Origin of the sequence: Pauljensenia sp. UMB9872 (assembly GCF_030212665.1) — a bacterium.
In the GTDB taxonomy this organism is placed as follows: Bacteria; Actinomycetota; Actinomycetes; order Actinomycetales; family Actinomycetaceae; genus Pauljensenia; species Pauljensenia turicensis_B.
Map to the genome: position 1 here is coordinate 15,936 of NZ_JASOER010000014.1, position 17,401 is coordinate 33,336.

The 17,401-nt window shown below is 57.2% G+C and carries 17 protein-coding genes; 12 read left to right on the forward strand and 5 right to left on the reverse strand.

The window, feature by feature from the left end; genetic code table 11:
- Positions 1 to 26: 26 nt before the first annotated feature.
- A complete protein-coding gene (locus tag QP109_RS06635; RefSeq protein ID WP_285024091.1) occupies positions 27 to 518 on the reverse strand; it encodes an inorganic diphosphatase in 492 nt (163 codons plus the stop codon).
- 107 nt (positions 519 to 625) lie between these two features.
- Here QP109_RS06635 and QP109_RS06640 point away from each other — a divergent pair, with 107 nt between their 5' ends.
- From QP109_RS06640 to QP109_RS06685, 10 genes are all read left to right on the forward strand, one after another.
- A complete protein-coding gene (locus tag QP109_RS06640; protein ID WP_285024060.1) occupies positions 626 to 2,002 on the forward strand; it encodes a D-alanyl-D-alanine carboxypeptidase/D-alanyl-D-alanine-endopeptidase in 1,377 nt (458 codons plus the stop codon).
- A 189-nt stretch (positions 2,003 to 2,191) separates the two neighbouring features.
- Positions 2,192 to 3,028, forward strand: coding sequence for a hypothetical protein (locus QP109_RS06645; protein ID WP_285024061.1), 837 nt, complete (start codon positions 2,192 to 2,194; stop codon positions 3,026 to 3,028).
- Complete coding sequence (gene tilS, locus QP109_RS06650) at positions 3,021 to 4,151, forward strand: tRNA lysidine(34) synthetase TilS (protein WP_285024062.1); 1,131 nt, start codon at positions 3,021 to 3,023, stop codon at positions 4,149 to 4,151. The genes QP109_RS06645 and tilS overlap by 8 nt, the downstream gene beginning before the upstream one ends.
- 132 nt (positions 4,152 to 4,283) lie before the next feature.
- Positions 4,284 to 4,838, forward strand: a complete 555-nt coding sequence (gene hpt / locus QP109_RS06655; protein WP_101628281.1) for a hypoxanthine phosphoribosyltransferase — start codon at positions 4,284 to 4,286, stop codon at positions 4,836 to 4,838.
- 27 nt (positions 4,839 to 4,865) lie between these two features.
- A complete protein-coding gene (gene ftsH, locus QP109_RS06660) occupies positions 4,866 to 6,902 on the forward strand; it encodes an ATP-dependent zinc metalloprotease FtsH (protein WP_502929285.1) in 2,037 nt (678 codons plus the stop codon).
- Positions 6,902 to 7,474: a GTP cyclohydrolase I FolE gene (folE, locus tag QP109_RS06665; protein WP_101628279.1), complete on the forward strand. Its 573-nt coding sequence runs from the start codon at positions 6,902 to 6,904 to the stop codon at positions 7,472 to 7,474. Before ftsH ends, folE begins: the two co-directional genes overlap by 1 nt.
- Positions 7,471 to 8,298, forward strand: coding sequence for a dihydropteroate synthase (gene folP / locus QP109_RS06670; RefSeq protein WP_101628278.1), 828 nt, complete (start codon positions 7,471 to 7,473; stop codon positions 8,296 to 8,298). The genes folE and folP overlap by 4 nt, the downstream gene beginning before the upstream one ends.
- The gene (gene folB / locus QP109_RS06675; protein ID WP_285024063.1) at positions 8,295 to 10,367 is read left to right on the forward strand and encodes a dihydroneopterin aldolase; all 2,073 of its coding nucleotides are present in this window, start codon (positions 8,295 to 8,297) and stop codon (positions 10,365 to 10,367) included. Before folP ends, folB begins: the two co-directional genes overlap by 4 nt.
- Entirely contained in the window at positions 10,368 to 10,844 is a 477-nt protein-coding gene (locus QP109_RS06680) for a DUF3180 domain-containing protein (protein WP_195225784.1), read from the forward strand.
- Between the two features lie 54 nt (positions 10,845 to 10,898).
- On the forward strand, positions 10,899 to 11,633 hold the full coding sequence (locus QP109_RS06685) for a hypothetical protein (protein WP_285024064.1): 735 nt from the start codon (positions 10,899 to 10,901) through the stop codon (positions 11,631 to 11,633).
- A gap of 121 nt (positions 11,634 to 11,754) precedes the next feature.
- Here QP109_RS06685 and disA read toward each other — a convergent pair whose 3' ends face one another.
- From disA to QP109_RS06705, 4 genes are all read right to left on the reverse strand, one after another.
- Complete coding sequence (gene disA / locus QP109_RS06690; RefSeq protein WP_101628274.1) at positions 11,755 to 12,825, reverse strand: DNA integrity scanning diadenylate cyclase DisA; 1,071 nt, start codon at positions 12,823 to 12,825, stop codon at positions 11,755 to 11,757.
- 37 nt (positions 12,826 to 12,862) lie between these two features.
- Complete coding sequence (gene radA / locus QP109_RS06695) at positions 12,863 to 14,233, reverse strand: DNA repair protein RadA (RefSeq protein ID WP_285024065.1); 1,371 nt, start codon at positions 14,231 to 14,233, stop codon at positions 12,863 to 12,865.
- Positions 14,234 to 14,314: 81 nt separating this feature from the next.
- Positions 14,315 to 14,989 carry a potassium channel family protein gene (locus tag QP109_RS06700; protein ID WP_285024066.1) on the reverse strand — a complete coding sequence of 225 codons (675 nt, stop codon included), beginning with the start codon at positions 14,987 to 14,989 and terminating at the stop codon, positions 14,315 to 14,317.
- Between the two features lie 150 nt (positions 14,990 to 15,139).
- A complete protein-coding gene (locus QP109_RS06705) occupies positions 15,140 to 16,492 on the reverse strand; it encodes a TrkH family potassium uptake protein (RefSeq protein ID WP_285024067.1) in 1,353 nt (450 codons plus the stop codon).
- Positions 16,493 to 16,880: 388 nt separating this feature from the next.
- On the opposite strand from QP109_RS06705, the gene QP109_RS06710 reads away from it, so the two are divergent.
- Both QP109_RS06710 and QP109_RS06715 read left to right on the forward strand, forming a co-directional pair.
- Positions 16,881 to 17,108: a helix-turn-helix domain-containing protein gene (locus tag QP109_RS06710; RefSeq protein WP_006680784.1), complete on the forward strand. Its 228-nt coding sequence runs from the start codon at positions 16,881 to 16,883 to the stop codon at positions 17,106 to 17,108.
- Between the two features lie 89 nt (positions 17,109 to 17,197).
- On the forward strand, positions 17,198 to 17,296 hold the full coding sequence (locus QP109_RS06715) for a 30S ribosomal protein bS22 (RefSeq protein ID WP_003792170.1): 99 nt from the start codon (positions 17,198 to 17,200) through the stop codon (positions 17,294 to 17,296).
- Positions 17,297 to 17,401: the final 105 nt, after the last annotated feature.

Consider the following 17,401-nt stretch of genomic DNA (forward strand, 5'->3'; position numbering starts at 1 on the left):
CCGCCCCTCTTGAGGTTCAGGGAAGGTCAGTGGCCTTCTTCTTCCGTGAAGCGATCATAGGAACGCTGGATTTCAGCTTCGGCGTCTTCACGACCTACCCAGTGAGCGCCTTCAACGCTCTTGCCGGGCTCAAGATCCTTGTAGACCTCGAAGAAGTGCTGGATTTCAAGGCGGTGGAACTCCGACACGTCATCAATGTCGGTACGCCATGAGGCGCGCTGGTCAGATGCGGGGACACACAGAACCTTGTCGTCACCGCCCTTTTCGTCGCGCATACGGAACATACCCAGAGCACGGCAACGAATCACACAACCGGGGAACGTGGGTTCTTCAAGCAGAACCAGCGCATCAAGCGGGTCGCCATCTTCGCCGAGGGTGTCATCGATAAAACCGTAATCGTCCGGATAACGCGTCGACGTGAAGAGCATACGATCCAGACGGATACGCCCGGTCTCATGATCGATCTCGTACTTGTTTCTATTCCCCTTGGGGATTTCGATGGTCACGTCGAATTCCATCATGGTGAGCTCCTTCATCATCGAGATGGCCCTATGGGTGTCGGACCGCCTGCCTGCTACCCGAAACGCTACTGTTGAAACCAGTGTATTTAACCTCGAGGAGATCCATGCGTCACAGGACTGTTGGTGTGATTGTATGCGCTGTAGGCCTAGTTGCGGGTCTTGCTGCGTGCAACAGCGCCGATATTGGTGATAGTGCCTCGTCGGCCGGACACGCCTCGTCAGATGTGCAAGCGACTCCGATTCCCGGATTTCCCGCTGAACAACCCCAATCCCTCTCGCCGGCAACGCTCTCGCAAGGCGCTGAAGTATCTCCTGACGCTGTCGCAGCCGCCTGGGCATCTGTCACCCGAGCAGGCACCGAAGGCCAGTACACGACATGGGGAAGCGTCCTTGACGCGCAAACGGGCACCGTTCTGCTGGATGCTGGAGCAAACCAAGGGCACACTCCCGCATCAATCACAAAAGTTCTGACAGCATTTACCGCACTCAACACCCTTGATCCCTCCTCAACGTTGAAGACGCGCGTTCAGCTTCAAGGCTCAGACATCTACCTGTCCTCCGATGGGGATCTACTTCTTGGCACCGGCCCCTCGAACAGCAGTGAGGTCAATGGGCGAGCCGGCCTCGTCGATCTGGCAAACGAAACCGCGAAGGGGCTGGCCGAAGCTGGGTTGAGCGCAACCACCCTCTACTGGCAAGCCGATCCGTTTGTCGGCCCCGACTATTTCTCAGACTGGATTTCTCAGGGTGCTGGTGAGTTCGAGGGACATGTTGGGGCGATGGCCATCGATGCTGGCAGGACAGGGCCCGGCGCCTACTCCTTCTTTGCTGACCCCGAAGCGCAAGTCGCGCAGGTGTTCGCGAACGCCCTGTATTCGGCCGGAATTGCGACAACCCTAGGCTCTGTTGCCACTGCCCCCGAAGGGGCGCAGAAGATCGCAGAAGTCGACTCAGCAACGGTCGCTGAACAGGTCAGATGGATGCTTCACCACTCTGACAACACGCTTGCCGACCAATACTGTCGATTGAGTGCATCCGCCGCAGGACAAGAGACCTCGTACCAAGGAGCGACCGCCACTCTTGCCACCACTCTCGTGAACGCGGGGCACCCTACTGACGGGCTGCGCCTAGACGACTGCTCGGGCCTGTCGAGCAACGACAGAATAGCCCCCTACACGCTGGCACATGTCATCCAATCGTCCGTTATGGGGTCGGGGGGTACGGCTGACCTGGTCCGTTCACTGCCGTGGGCCGGCCTTGACGGGACGATGGCACGTCGTATGTCCAACTCTGCCGCCTGGGCAAACGCACAGGCCAAGACGGGTTCGCTGTCGACGGTTTCGTCCCTCGCTGGCATCGTGTCGACTTCCAATGGTCGACTGCTGGTCTACGTGATCGGCACGGAGAACGTTCCTGACGATGCAGGTGCGAACACTCGTCCCGTGTTGGATAAGTTCGTCGGCGCACTTGCAGCTCTCTGACGTGCCGGGTCGTGTGGCCCGCTGGAGTGATGCCGTAGTTCTCTGACGTGCCGGGTCGTGTGGCCCGCTGGAGTGATGCGTAGCTCTTAGACACGCTGGATGTGCACCCGCACCACCTTTCCTCTATTCACCCGTGCACGTTTCTCCGGCTAAGAGGTCGGGACGGTACTTTCCTTTTAGACTGGGGTCATGCAGGTACCTTTTGGCGCGTCCGCTATGGCGTCCGTGATGAACGCCTTGTCCTATGCTGGCCCGGCGACTCACTCGTCGAATGCCTATACGTGTGTTGCGATGCTGAAGAAAGCAACCGGGTGGGCAGATTGCAGGCTTGCCAAGTTGACCGGACTAGACGAAGCGACCGATTTTGTCGTCAATCAACCGACCTATGTGGTTGATCGTCATACCTTCGCCTCAATGGTCGCCAGGATCTATGACCAGTCGATGCCCAACGAATCTCTGATGGATGTTGTCACTGGGGCAAGGATTACCCGCACGCTCACGATGCACGCGACCGCCCTGTGGGATCCGACAACCAGCTCGCGTGTTCTGCTGGCTCCCAACGTTTTGGAACGCACCCACCGCTATTCCTTGGATCAGTCCCAATGGTGTAAGTGGGTCAATATGCATGCGGGTCTCTATGGCGTCATCTTGAGCGCCGCGCCCTTCCTCTGGAAACCGGATGGTGGGCTGGACGTTTTCATTGAACGGCTCCTGCTTGCTGACGCTCTTGTCGACGCATGTATGGACACTCTGACGGCAAAGAACCTGTCCTCGGTGGAGTGGTTGCGCAGTCACGGGCCTCGTGTCTCTGTTCGTTCCCTGATTGACTACGTCGGAGTTGGCGAGCCAACCGACGAGAACCAGAACACTCATGTGCCTGACAATCCCAGCCGTGACGGTATTGAAGAATTTGCTCGATTCATCATCCACGGTGGGCATCTGCCACGACTAGTTGAAGACGAAGCGAACGTTCCTTCGGCTCACGAATGCGCACACCCCGACTTGTGGACTATGCGCGTTGGCTGAAACCCCCTCTCTTTCGTCGCGTATCGGCCCAAACCCCGGTGGCGGACTCGGCAGAGTATCGCGTGCCGTCTGGGCGTGTTTGAAGGAATTCCAGCCGGGCTCCGCTGTTGTTATCGGCTTGTCCGGCGGCGCCGATTCGTTGGCGCTCACCTTGTGTGCCCTAGATTGTGCCTCCCGCTTGGGGCTCGACATTGTCACTGTGACTGTCGACCACGGAGTTCGCGCGGAATCAGCTGACGAGGCACGCGCCGTCGGAGACCTTGCCCGATCCTATGGAGCCGACTCTCACGTTATGCGGGTCGCGCTCGCGGATAAAGGCGGTCCTGAAGGTGCTGGGCGCGAGGCGCGTCGTGAGGTACTCGCGCGGGTGGCGCGTTCCTACGATGCTCCGATTCTGCTGGGGCATACGTTGGACGATCAGGCGGAAACGGTTCTCCTGCGCCTGGGGCGAGGCTCGGGAGCACATTCGCTACGCGCGATGCGTCAAGATGCGACCGACCGCGAGGGGATCAGGTGGATTCGTCCCCTGCTACACCTGCGTCGAGCCGACACGATCGCTACCTGTCAGGCGCTTGCAGTTGGCTTTGTTGATGATCCGACAAACTATCCCGATGGTCCTTGGAAGACCGCCGACGGGTCTCCTCTTCGCCGATCTGCTCTGCGTCACCGTGCGATTCCGCTACTGGGGGAGGCACTCGGTAGTGACCCTGCGCTTGCTCTAGCGCGCACCGCGACCCTTGTGGCGCGCGACGATGATGCCCTGAACCAGTGGGCTGATAGGGAGTGGGCGCGCGTGAAAGTGACGCTAGAGCGCCCCGTTTCGCTTTCCCCCATCGACGAGGCCACCCACACGTATCCCGCCACGGACACTCAAACGGTGGCTCTTAGCGTCGAACCGTTGAAATCACTTCCGCAAGCCGTCAGAACCCGCATCATTCGACGCTTCCTCATCGAATGCGGAGCTGACGAATCAAAGCTCTCTATGACCCACATTGATCGCGTCGACAACCTTGTCGTGAATTGGCACGGTCAGAAGGAAATCGAGGTGCCCTCACTGGCCATTTTTCGGCTAAAAGACAAAGAAAATGGGGCCAGCCTCGTCTCACTTCTTCGCGCTCGCTAGCGTCGAACCCCGGTGGCGTGTTCGCCCTAAGGTGACAAAGAACGCGATGGATCGCATCAGGCGGACACATGTGGCAATCTTGATGATAGGGCGCTTCTCGAATTGGGGGCGCATTCACGGAAAGAAGATGACGTGGACGCACAGGATATGGGCGACGACCTGCAGGAAATTCTGGTCACGGCAGAGCAACTTGACCAGCGCCTGAACGAAATGGCCGCGCAAATTGACGCGGATTATCAGGGCAAAGAAATCCTCATCGTTGGCGTCCTTCGTGGCGCTGTCATGGTGATGGCTGACCTGTCACGCAAACTGCACACTCCGTTGGAAATGGACTGGATGGCCGTGTCCTCGTACGGCAGTGGTACCAAGTCGTCGGGTGTTGTCCGGATCCTGAAGGACCTAGACCACGATGTGAATGGTCGCGACGTGCTGATCGTTGAAGACATCATCGACTCCGGCCTGACCCTTGCGTGGTTGAAGACCAACCTTGAATCGCGTGGCGCGAAGAGTGTGAAGATCGCCACCGCCCTGCGCAAACCGGAAGCAGCGAAGGTTGACGTGGAAGTTTCCTACGTCGGTTTCGACATTCCTGATGAATTCGTCGTTGGATATGGCCTCGACTACGCCGAAAAGTACAGGAACCTGCCGTTCGTTGGAACGCTCAAGCCGTCCGTGTACTCACACTGATCTATCGCATTACTTCAAAGGAAACTTGTGGCTGAAAAGGCAAAGAAGAAGCGAGTTCGCTGGACTGGAATCATCGTCCCTTTCATGATTCTCATGATCGGTGGATGGTTCCTCTGGCAGTACTTCCAACCGCGCGCAGTTGACACGTCCGAGGGCCTCGAAATCCTCAAGGGTGAAACCGTGTCACGCGTTGTCCTGAACGAGGGCACCCAGCAGGTCAACCTGACGCTGACGCAGGACTATACACACGAGGCCACCGGCCTGGGGGACAGGACTCGCAATCTGGGTAAGAACGTCTACTTCACGTACTCGTACACCCAGACCGAAGAGATTCTTACCACGGTCACTGAAAAGAGCCCCGTACGGGGATGGAACGCCATTCGTCCCCAGGGGTCAGCCATTTCTGCCGTCCTACAGATGGTCATTCCCATCCTGATCCTGATGCTCGCCTTCTGGTTCTTGATGTCCAGATTGTCCGGCTCGCGGATGATGGGCGGATTCGCCCAATCCAAGGTAAAGGAATTTAACCAGGAACGCCCCGACATCTCTTTTGCTGACGTTGCCGGAGAAGACGAGGCCGTCGAAGAACTCGAAGAAATCCGCGAGTTCTTGGCTTCGCCTGACAAGTTCCACAAGGTTGGCGCACGCATTCCGCGTGGTGTTCTGCTCTACGGTCCTCCCGGAACCGGCAAGACCCTGCTGGCCAAGGCGGTCGCAGGTGAAGCGCACGCCCCGTTCTTCTCGATCTCCGGTTCGGAGTTCATGGAACTCTACGTCGGCGTCGGTGCATCTCGTGTTCGCGACCTGTTCGAGCGCGCCAAGAAGGCGGCTCCCGCAATCATCTTCGTCGACGAAATCGACGCAGTTGGTCGCCACCGTGGCTCCGGCATTGGCGGTGGCAACGACGAACGTGAACAGACTCTGAACCAGTTGCTGGTTGAAATGGACGGCTTCGACGAGCGTGCGAACATCATCATGATCGCCGCAACGAACCGCCCCGACATTCTGGATCCGGCTCTTCTTCGCCCGGGTCGTTTTGACCGTCAGATCGCTGTTGAAGCTCCCGACTTGAAGGGCCGCGAAGCCATCCTGAAGGTCCACGCTGGTGGCAAGCCCATGACCAACGACGTTGATCTGCGTCAGATCGCGAAGCGCACCCCTGGTTTCACCGGCGCTGACTTGGCCAACGTTCTGAACGAAGCAGCCCTATTGACAGCGCGCTCGAACGCGGACCTGATCGACAATCGTGCGATTGACGAAGCAATTGATCGCGTGATTGCCGGCCCGCAGAAGCGCACCCGCGTGATGAACGACCATGACAAGGCCGTTACCGCTTACCACGAGGGTGGCCACGCACTCTGCGCCGCAGCGTTGCGCTATACCGACCCAGTCACGAAGGTGACGATCCTGCCGCGTGGCCGCGCGCTCGGCTACACCATGGTCATGCCGACCGAAGACCGCTTCAACCACACGCGCAACCAGCTCCTCGATGAACTGGTGTACGCAATGGGTGGTCGCGTAGCCGAAGAACTCGTCTTCCGCGATCCGTCGACGGGCCCGGCAAACGACATCCAGCAGGCCACCAAGACCGCACGCGCCATGATTACTGATTACGGTATGTCTGACCGCGTAGGTCTGGTCAAGCTTGGCACCACCGACACCGAAGCTTTCGGTCACGGCGGTGGCTCTGAAGCTCGCCCCTACTCTAACGAGATGGCTGGCCTCATCGACGATGAAGTTCGCCTGCTCTTGGATGGCGCTATGCGCGAAGCATGGGAGATTTTGACCAAGAACCGCGATGTCTTGGACACTCTTGCCCAGCGCCTGCTGGACGAAGAGACCCTGGATGAAGCTCAGCTTGCTGAGATCTTCAAGGATGTCGTTAAGCAAGATGAGCGCCCCGTTTGGAACTACGGCGCGGATGCCGCTATCGAAGGTGCTCGCTTGGGTAACCCCGTGGGTATTCCCTCGGCTCAGACTCCCACTGCGTCGGTCCCGGAAGCTGACCGTGTTGAAGAGAGCCCGGCCTCGTCGACGAACGAAAGCCAGGCAGAGGAGAACTGATGGCGTACGACGCAGCCGGCGTGGAAAAAGCGTCGCGCGACCTGCTGATTGCGATCGGCGAGGACCCGACGCGCGAAGGTTTGGCGGGAACTCCTGACCGGATGGCACGCGCATGGCGTGAAATGCTCTCTGGCTTGGAAGAAGACCCGCGCGACTACCTGCGTACTCAGTTTGAGGCGGGAACGGACGAACTTGTCCTGGTCCGCGACATCACCTTCCACTCTATCTGCGAACACCACCTGCTCCCCTTCTACGGTCGTGCACACGTCGGTTATATTCCTTGCGGTGGCAAGGTCACTGGCCTGTCGAAGCTCGCACGTGTCGTCGAAGGCTACGCGCGTCGCCCCCAAGTTCAAGAACGCCTGACCGCGCAGATCGCGGACGCCATCGACGAGGTTCTTCACCCCCAGGGAGTCATCGTCGTTATGGAAGCAGAGCACATGTGCATGTCCATGCGTGGCATCACGAAGCCCGGGTCCTCCACTGTCACCAGTGCACTGCGCGGAATCATGAATGACGGAACGACGCGCGCTGAGATGATGGCTCTCGTCCTTGGAGGGGATCGTTCGTGAACCTCCGCGGTCCGCTTCTGCCTGATGGTCGCACGCTTGGGGGAGAAAACACGCTGGTCATGGGCATCCTCAACGTCACTCCTGACTCTTTTTCAGACGGCGGGAAATGGGCGCACGTGGATACCGCGATCGAACATGCGCACCAGATGATCGCCGAAGGGGCTGCACTGGTCGACATTGGTGGCGAGTCCACCGCTCCCGGGTCAACGCGGATCGATACGGACGAAGAGTGGAAACGCATTGGTCCCGTCGTTTCGTCGCTGGCTGAAGATGGGATTGTCTGCTCGGTTGATACGTTGCACGCTGCGAGCGCTGTGCGTGCCATGGAAGCCGGGGCACTGATCATTAACGATGTGTCCGGTGGCGGCTGGGATCCGCAGATGCTCTCGGTTGTTGCTGATACGAAGGCAGGTTTCATCCTTCAGCACTATCGTGCGCTTCCCGGAATGCCCGGTGAACACTTCGACTACGGCCCCGACCTGTTGGCAACACTGTCGGAGCGTCTGATGCACCAGGTTGATCTGGCTCTGGACGCCGGCGTGAATGGCGATGCGATTGTCATCGATCCCGGTCTCGGATTCTCGCTGACGAACGAACAATGCTGGCAGATTGTGCGTTCTCTAGGGGAACTGACCGCACTGGGCTACCCTATTCTTATCGGTGCGTCCCGTAAGCGTTTCATCAAAGCGACTGGGCGGGACGTGGACGAAGAAACTGGTCGAGTCAGTGTGACGTGCATGCGTAACAGTGTGTGGGCGGTTCGCGTTCACAACGTTGGCTTGAATGTTGCCATGATGCGTGAAGGAAATGAGGAAACGCGATGAGCTCGCCGCTTGACGTCATCACTTTGCGTGGTCTGCACGTTGAGGCTGCTCACGGTGTATTTGACTTCGAGCGTGACGCGCCCCAGCCGTTTATCGTCGATTGTGCCCTGTGGGTGGATACGTCCGCTTCCGCATCGTCAGATGATATCGCCGACACCGTGTCGTATGCGCTGGTCGCGGATGAAATCATGTCGATTGTTTCAGGTCCGTCCGTGAAGCTGATCGAGACCCTCGGCAATGCGATTGCGATGCGTCTTTTGCGCTTGGCTCACGTCCTCGGCGTTGAAGTGACGGTTCACAAGCCCCAGGCTCCGCTTGAACAGCCATTTGCAGATGTGTCGGTGACGGTTCATCGCGGACAGGTTCCGCTTGCTGTGCCGTCATCTGCATCTTCGTCTCCTGATGTGTCCGCGTCAGCTGGCGCGTCAGATTCTGCCCGGGATCGTTCCCTTATCGACGAGGCCGGCCACACCGGCTCAGTCGCTACTGGCGGTGATATGGCCGATGATGATCGGCTCGCGAACCTGGGCGAATCGGCGTTAGTCGTGGACACGGATTCTTCTTCGCCGCCACCGTCAGCTTTGGTTCCTGTCCTTGCCCTTGATTCCGAGGTAGACGAGGTATCCGATCAGGGTGAGGATCGTCCGGCATTGCCCGTCCGAGTGGTCTTGGCATTGGGCGGAAATATTGGTGACGTGCCGTCAACCTTCGCTTCGGCAATCGAAGCGTTGATCGATGATGTGCGTTTCGACGTTGTGAACGTATCGCCGATCCTACGCACACTTCCTGTTTTGGATGAGAACCAGGAGTCGCAGGGCGACTACTGGAATGCTGTCGTACTGGTTGATACAGATTTGACCCCGCGCGAGGTCCTCGACGTTGCCCACGCACTTGAGGACGTAGCTGGGCGCGAACGTAGCGAGCACTGGGGTGCGCGCACGCTGGACATTGACATTGTCGATTACGCGGGTATTTCATACGACGATGGCGTGCTTGTTCTTCCGCATATTCGCGCGCATTCTCGTGCTTTTGTTCTCGCTCCTTGGTTGATGGCTGATTCTTCGGCGCAGCTTGATGGGGTGGAAGTTGAAAAGCTTTTCAACGATGCCTCTGACAAAGATGGCATCATCGACGCGGTTGAAGATTGGCTGATGGACCCGGCGTCCGTTATCGCTGAGTCGGATGAGTATCTGAATGCTGGTTCGTCTGCTCGTGCCTCTTCGATTGTGTACCCCGAAGAGACACGTTCGGTTGACGCGATGCCTGAATCGGAGTCTGAGCTTCGGCAGGACTCTGATGTTGCTGTTGGCGTTGATGCTGAGTCTAAGACGCCACGTGTTCCGAGCTTGTCTGACTTGGATCTGTCGGATCTGTCGGTCGCGTTAGCCGCCCCTCCGACTCTTGAAGGTGAAGAGACTCGTCTTGACCGTATGCCGGCTATCTCTCGAGTGAATCTGCAACCGGCTAAGGGAGCAGACGACAAACTCTGGAACGCGTTGTGGGCCAAGTGGTCGCTGATCCGTGCCGACGAGGCCTCAGAAACCGTTGCTGAGCAGGACGAAGCGGACACTCAGTACCAGGAAGAATCTGTTGCAGATGATGATGCAGACGTTCATGACGATGGAGAAGCATCAGCGGGTGAAGAGGCTGGCCGGGAGTCAGAACCCGTTTCCAAGTCGACGTCTTCCCATCGTCTGCAGGGGTTTGGGCGCTCACTGAAGTGGTTCCCACTGTTCCCGCGTGACGAAGTCCAAGAACTGAATCCAACCGAAGATCGTGTGCCTGAAAATGCTCGGAAGGTTGAGGTTCGGCCGACGTCACGTGCTCTTCCGAGTTGGGATTTTGCTCATCACGAGGTACGTATTGTTGACGAACCAAGCCCCGTCGATGCTCTTTCGGCATCTGGGGCCGTTCAGCGTCGTTCAATCGTTGATCCCCAGCTACCGGCAGATGCGCTTCGCGGTCCGATCGATGACTCTGAAGCAACGAAGACATCGATCATCCGCAAGGTTGTGGTTCGTCCCTCTTCAACTGGACACATTCCACTGACTAAAGATCAGGGTGAGTGAATGAAACCCGTTTCGTTACCTCGTCTGATTGGGTACGCAATCATTGCGTTGCTCGTGGTGGGCGTGATCGGAATGGGTGTTGTCATCACGGGTGGCACTCCACTTGAAGTCACTCCGATGATTATGGTGCTTGAACTTTTCCTTGCACTCATGCTGATCTGGTCGGGTATTCATGTGAAGCGCTATTGTGCCCACCGTAAAACCTGGGTGAACGCGCTCAATGCGTTGCGTATCGCCGTGGCAGCCCGCGCCAGCGCGTATGTTTCATCAATCGTCACGGGTACGCTTATCGCTCTCATGCTCATTTCGATGGCACGTATTGGGGCTCCAGCAATGGTTGCCAATGCTGTGATTTCTGGGTTGAGCGCCGTTGCGGGAATCATTTGGTGCGTGTGTGCGGTTATCGTTGAACGCTGGTGCGTCATCGATGCGGACGAGGATCCGGAGCATCACAGCCCGAATGTCAGCCCCGCCTGATTCGATGAACCACACGTTTTTGCCTGCTTTTACTTCATAAGGAGGAATTCGGCGATGGGCTCATCTTCTCAAGCACCTCGGCCTCAGCCTGCGAAGAAGCGCGTGAAAAAAGTGAACCTCTGGCCACGACGTATCATCACAGGCACGGGTCTTCTTCTGATTATTGCTCTGCTTGGGTGGGGCATCTATTCGCTCGTCATGATGGCAACGGATGCAACGAAGAAGCAGGTGGAAGGACCTCAGTCGATTTCGGTGTACACCGAAGAGACGGTGCAATCTGGTGATGGTGAGATTCGTCTTCGCTCAACCGATAAGGTCACCGAGGATGGGATTATTGCTGCCGATGATTCGGTGACGATCCCTCGCTGTACTTCGGCCGCGATTAAGTATCAGGCGTCGACGACGGATACGAATGAGGGCGCTGGCGAGGGAGTCAGCGTTACCGTGAGGAATGAGGGAAATATTTCCTGCTGGACAACCTTCGGGCAGGTTTCACTCAAGATCACCAGTGGTGACCAGCTGATTTATGATTCAGCGCAGTGTTCTGCGTTCGATGAGACGGCGACGAAGCTGGTATTGACCCCTGACCTTGAATGGGCTACCAGTATCACGTGGGATGGGCGTCATCACTTAGGCGGATGCGTTGAGCTTGCTGAGGGTGAAGAAACCAGTTCAGCACCGGTTGCCGGTGCGGGAACCTATAACGCTCAGCTGTATGTGGGAGCTCGCTCGGTAACGGATAAGAGTGCGTTTGTTGTGATTGCCCCCGAACCGGATCCTGCTGCGTAGGGCTCAGTAGGTTCGTCGAGCCTGAGAAAATCCCACAGAATGACTGAAGCTGAAAAGTCTGTTGGTTAACAGCTACGTCACCAGAAGGCTTATGCAGTCTGGAGTAGTTAAAGTCGAAGAATTACCAGCCGACAATTCCGTTTGCGGCAACCTGGGCTTGGTGTTCCAAACTGTCGCGAATCAAGCGTGCGCGGTAGGGGCCGATTCCTTCGATGCTCTGGAGTTCGTCCACAGAAGCTCCACGTAGAGATGCGAATGAATCCCAGTGAGTGGTCAGTTCTTTGATGACGCTCCACGGAAGATGCGGAACCAACGACAATGAACGAATACCACGAGGTTGGATCTCACGGTCTAGGTCAGCGACCTCAAAGACGGACAGGCCAAGAACGTTAGCGATTACTGTCAGGTCGACGAGCTTTTCACTGGGCATATCCGACAGATGCTTTTCGACCGAAGCAACATGTGCTTGATCCCGAATATAATCGCGCATCACCAGCGCACGTTCGGATGCAGAGCCTCGGATCAGATCATCAAGCTGCAGTGCAAGTAGTCGACCTTCCGAACCGAGTTCTTCAAGATAGCCATTAATTTCGGATGCGATCCTGCGGATCATTTCCATGCGCTGCATAACGGTTGCGACATCACGAACGGTCGCAGAATCGCGCATCTCAAGAACAGTCAGAGTCTGGAGGACCTCGTCAAGACGCTGTGAGTAGCGATCCAATGTGTCGACGGCCAGGTTTGCGCGCGCCAGCAGAGCTTCAGGCTCTTCAACCAAGTGATGATGAGGTCCAACGTAGATGGAAATCATGCGCATCGACGCCGAGAGCGACAGGACAGGCAAGTGTGTTTGGCGGGCGGTACGCTGAGCCGTGCGGTGGCGCATACCGGATTCTTCCGTCGGAATCGACGGGTCTGGAAGTAGCTGGACGTTCGCCTTTCGGATCTGCCAGTTGTTTTTGTCCAAGATGACAGCGCCGTCCATCTTGCAGAGTTCGCGAAGACGCGAGGCACTGAAAGGAATATCCAGATCGAAGCCGCCTGAACACATGGCTTCAATTTCAGGCGTGTATCCGAGCACGATTAACGCCCCTGTGTGCGAACGCTTAATGCGCTCAAGGCCCTCGCGGAGGTCTGTGCCTGGAGCAACAGCTTGCAGGGCTTCGCGGAGAGTCACGGAATCGTCAGTCATCGCTCGGACCTTCCTTTATCGAGCATCTATTGAAATTTTACGGGAGCCCAACACGAATGGCTGTTGAAAGATCAGAGACGGTGAACACGTTCATTCCTTCGATTGGTGGTAAATCTTCACTCCCCTGTGCGGGAATGATAGCCGTTGTGAACCCCAGACGAGCGGCTTCCGTGAGGCGACGCCCAAGTCCGGTGCATGCTCGGATTTCTCCGGTTAAACCGATTTCACCCATCGCAACGAGAGACTCCCGTGGGGGAGTGCCCTTAAAAGCTGAGACGATTGCAATGGCGGTAGCAAGGTCAATGGCGGGCTCGGTTGTCTTGGCTCCACCAACGGTTGAGGCATACACGTCTAAGGAAGACGAATCGAGTCCCAATCGCGATTGTGCCACCGCCAAGATCATCGAAACACGCGAATGGTCGACCCCCGATGTTGTGCGCCGGGGAGATCCGCCCCCGCTGGGGGCAAGAAGAGCTTGAATCTCGATTGGCATGGGACGTCGGCCCTCAAGCGACACGGTCGCGCATGATCCTGGGACATCACGCGACGTCTGTGACAAGAACAAGCCGGAAGGATCCTCCAGAGCGCGGATCCCAGAATCGATCAGTTCAAAACAACCGACCTCGTCAGTCGGTCCGTAGCGGTTCTTGACTGCCCGCAACAGGCGTAGGCGCGAATGGCGTTCGCCCTCAAACTGACACACCACATCCACAAGGTGCTCAAGGACGCGAGGGCCGGCGATCCCGCCGTCTTTTGTTACGTGCCCAACCAGAAGAATCGGCAGGTTTCGTTCCTTAGCCAGGCGAATCAGCCCAGCGGCAACAGCGCGTACCTGCGCGACACCACCCGCGCCACCATCAACCTGTGGAGACTGAATGGTCTGAACCGAATCAACCACCAGAAGCGAAGGAGAAGTCGCATCCACGTGCCCCAAAATGGTCGGCAGAGAATTATCGTCGGCGAGCAGAAGATCATCGTGGATTGCTCCAATGCGTTCTGCGCGAGCCTTCACCTGCGACGATGATTCTTCACCTGTGATGTAAAGAACCGGCCCCTTTTTCCCTGAATCCCGCGCGGCGCGTGCGGCAACGTCTAAAAGAAGTGTTGATTTGCCAACGCCCGGTTCACCGGCAAGAAGGATCACCGCACCGGGAACAATGCCCCCACCCAAGACGCGGTCAACTTCCCCCACCCCTGTTGGACGAGACTGGGCTTGAGCAGAATCAATGTCAGCAATAGGTCGGGCAACAACCCTGGGTACAACCGGCGTGACAACGCCAGCGATGGCGCCACCCGCGCTGGCCTCTTCCACTGTTCCCCACGCCTGGCACTCGCGACACTGGCCGACCCATTTGGGTGAAGTCCACCCGCAGTCGGTGCATCGGTAGCTGATCTTTTCCTTAGCCATAGGACAACGCTACAGCCCACCGTGTAGAAACCCGATTGCAATTCCACATGACGTGGTGCAATCCGCTGAAGTGATGCGACTTTATGGACGGTTCGCGAAGTACTCCAGAAGGCGCGCATCGCCCGATACGATGATGACGTCTTCGGGGTTAATGCGGGTCGTTGCATCGGCGTACTCGAACGGCATTCCCGGCCTGAGCAAGCCGAGCATATTCACGCCATACCGGCCTCGTAGATCCAGATCGGCCAACGTAAAACCGTGCACTTCCTTTGGTGGACGCAACTTCATAATCGCGAAGCCGTCCTTCTCCATCTCGATGTAGTCGATCATGCGACCGCCAACGAGGTGAGCCGTGCGCTGGCCGGCATCAAACTCGGGATAGATGACGTGATGAGCGCCAATACGACGCAGGATTCGACCGTGTTCACGCGAGGTTGCCTTCGCCCAAATCGACGGCATCCCCATGTCAACCAAGTTTGCTGTGATGAGCACGGATGCTTCCAAGGACGAGCCGACGCCAACCACGGCAGCGCGGAAATCGCGAGCACCTAGCTGTTCAAGAGCCTCGATACTCGTTGCATCGGCCTCCACCAGTGGGAACCTGCCGGCGAACGCCTGAACGCGAGTGGGGTTCTTTTCCACTGCCAGAATCTCGTATCCCAGCTTGTCGAGTGTGACCGCAACTGCCGACCCGAAACGACCCAATCCGATAACCAGGGTGCCGGACGAAAGGTCCTTGATGTCATCTGATGCCATGGCGCAATTATGCCCTGTTTTTGTTTCCAGTGGGTATAGGGCAGGGAGGTCACGGTGCTGGCGGGCAGATAGCTGGCCGTTCGCACCAAGCGACGAGGCCGGCCACACCTTCGTGGCCCTCTACTTTTCCCGGTAGCCGATCAGGCAACGTTAGCCGATAATTGGGCGTTCCTCGGGCATGCGGATCACGCGAGAACGCTCACGAAGAGCCAGAGCTGCCGCAACTGTCATCGAACCCGTTCGGCCGGCAAACATCAGGGCAATCAAGACATACTTCGCTAATGGAGGCAAAGTCGCCGTAATGCCTGTCGACAAGCCAACTGTTGCGAAGGCAGAAATTGTTTCGAACAGAATCGTGTCCAGCGAATAGTTCGTCAGGCTCAGCAAAATAACAACGGAAACGGCCACCATTGCCAGCCCCAACAGCGAGACGGCAACAGCAAGGCGGACAACCGACGGAGCAATGCGACGGCCAAATGTTTCGATGTCCTGGTCACCTCGAGCCTCGGCGATAACGGCGAGTACCAAGACGGCGAAAGTCGTCACTTTCACGCCACCGGCCGTCGATGCGCTGCCGCCACCGATCATCATCAAGATGTCTTGAACGAAGTGCGTCTGCGGGCGCATCACCCCAACGTCAACCGCGGATAATCCCGAGGAACGTGTATTCACACCGGATAACAACGCATTCAAGATACGACTGGGAACAGGCAAGGCTCCCAGCGTCTCCGGGTTTGTCCACTCCGTCAATGCGAAAAGGACAGCGCCAATGAAGATCAAGGACACGTAGACCGACAGGGTCAGCTTCGTGTGGAGCGCCCACTTTTGCGGGGTGCGCCAACGGCGAGCAAGATCCTGGATGACGGGGAAACCAATGGCGCCGGTGAAGGTACCTAAAGCAATCGGAGCCAGCATCCACCAGTCGGAAACATGGGGAGCAAGCCCGCCAACTAGAATCACGAATCCCGCGTTATTGAACACTGAGATCGCCATGAAAAGCGCTTCCCATAACGAGTGAAGAACGCCTTTACCCATGGTCAGGAAGCGTGGCAGGAAAACCAGGAAAAGAAGCAACTCGCCCACAAGTGAGGTTGCGATAACAGCCTTCAACAGCCCCGTGATTTGGCCGAGGCCATCGGACTTTGTTTCTTGGGCGGCCAGCATTCTTTGCGTCAAACCCAGGTGACGTGAAACGGCAAAACCGAGGATCGATGCCAGGGTCATCACGCCCAAGCCACCGATCATGATGCCCATTGCAATGACGACCTGACCGAACACTGTCCAATGGGTGGCCGTATCAACGGTCGTTAAACCTGTCACACACACGGCAGAAACCGCGGTGAAAAGAATGTCAACGAACGATGCCGAACGCGTTGACACGGACGCAAAAGGTAAGCAGAGAAGCCCCGTGATGACCGCAATGATCAGAGCGAAAATGCCCAGAGCCAGACGCGCCGGTGAATAGCGGGCCTGAGAAACAAACCAAGCACGGAACGTGTCCATTCGAGTGGTTTCTTTTTCGTGAGCTAAGGGGCGTGTGGACGCTGAGTGTGTCGCCAGACCCTCGTCTGCGTATTGCACACGAGGGGTAGCGGCGAAGTCATCGGAGTGCGATGAGCGTTCAGACGATGCGGAATTCTTTCGCCTTATCGACACAACACTCGCCCCCTATCGCTTGACGTTCCTTGATTTCTTGCCACGCTACCACCCCGCTATCACCAAAGAAACTCTAGGTTTTCGCCGGTGCGCGAGTGCGAAGTAAAGATATCTGAACGCATTCTTCCAGAATTATCCACAACCTGTCTTTAGGCATTAGTATTGACCTTGAGGCTACGCGCGCAAAAGGACCGGCGCCACTGGTTGCCTCACGAAGATTATTTTGGGAGTTTTCATGGTGTCGCATTCCGCGCCCCGTTTTCTAACGGTTGCTGAAGTGGCGGAAATTATGCGCGTCTCAAAAATGACGGTCTACCGTTTGATTCATTCTGGCGACCTGCCTGCGATCCGCGTCGGCAAGAGCTTCCGCGTGCCGGAAGCAGCACTTGGCCAGATCATCGAATCGGGTCTTGCTGATCACACCGAGACTTCCATTTCGGTGAGTAGTGCCATTAACGGGTAAGATAGCAACGCTATGCCTGTAATGGGCATGATTCGTCAGGCGGTAGGAACCTCTGCCGCGAGCTAGTTTCAACAAGAGGGAGGAACCCCATGGGCTCCGTCATCAAGAAGCGCCGCAAGCGTATGGCAAAGAAGAAGCACCGCAAGCTGCTACGCAAGACGCGTCACCAGCGTCGCAACAAGAAGTGAGCTTCAAGGCCCGGCCGATTCGGTCGGGCCTTCGCTTTTATCTGTCGGAGCTCGCTTTGGTCGGCGCCCGCTTTGCGCGCGCTCACATGATTCGTGTCAGACTTA

Excerpts from the sequence above, each read along its gene's own strand:
- QP109_RS06635 (WP_285024091.1), bottom strand. The coding sequence starts at position 518 with ATGGAATTCGACGTGACCATCGAAATCCCCAAGGGGAATAGAAACAAG.
- QP109_RS06640 (WP_285024060.1), top strand. The coding sequence starts at position 626 with ATGCGTCACAGGACTGTTGGTGTGATTGTATGCGCTGTAGGCCTAGTT.
- QP109_RS06645 (WP_285024061.1), top strand. The coding sequence starts at position 2,192 with ATGCAGGTACCTTTTGGCGCGTCCGCTATGGCGTCCGTGATGAACGCC.
- folE (WP_101628279.1), top strand. The coding sequence starts at position 6,902 with ATGGCGTACGACGCAGCCGGCGTGGAAAAAGCGTCGCGCGACCTGCTG.
- folB (WP_285024063.1), top strand. The coding sequence starts at position 8,295 with ATGAGCTCGCCGCTTGACGTCATCACTTTGCGTGGTCTGCACGTTGAG.
- QP109_RS06680 (WP_195225784.1), top strand. The coding sequence starts at position 10,368 with ATGAAACCCGTTTCGTTACCTCGTCTGATTGGGTACGCAATCATTGCG.
- QP109_RS06685 (WP_285024064.1), top strand. The coding sequence starts at position 10,899 with ATGGGCTCATCTTCTCAAGCACCTCGGCCTCAGCCTGCGAAGAAGCGC.
- disA (WP_101628274.1), bottom strand. The coding sequence starts at position 12,825 with ATGACTGACGATTCCGTGACTCTCCGCGAAGCCCTGCAAGCTGTTGCT.
- radA (WP_285024065.1), bottom strand. The coding sequence starts at position 14,233 with ATGGCTAAGGAAAAGATCAGCTACCGATGCACCGACTGCGGGTGGACT.
- QP109_RS06700 (WP_285024066.1), bottom strand. The coding sequence starts at position 14,989 with ATGGCATCAGATGACATCAAGGACCTTTCGTCCGGCACCCTGGTTATC.
- QP109_RS06705 (WP_285024067.1), bottom strand. The coding sequence starts at position 16,492 with ATGGACACGTTCCGTGCTTGGTTTGTTTCTCAGGCCCGCTATTCACCG.
- QP109_RS06710 (WP_006680784.1), top strand. The coding sequence starts at position 16,881 with ATGGTGTCGCATTCCGCGCCCCGTTTTCTAACGGTTGCTGAAGTGGCG.
- QP109_RS06715 (WP_003792170.1), top strand. The coding sequence starts at position 17,198 with ATGGGCTCCGTCATCAAGAAGCGCCGCAAGCGTATGGCAAAGAAGAAG.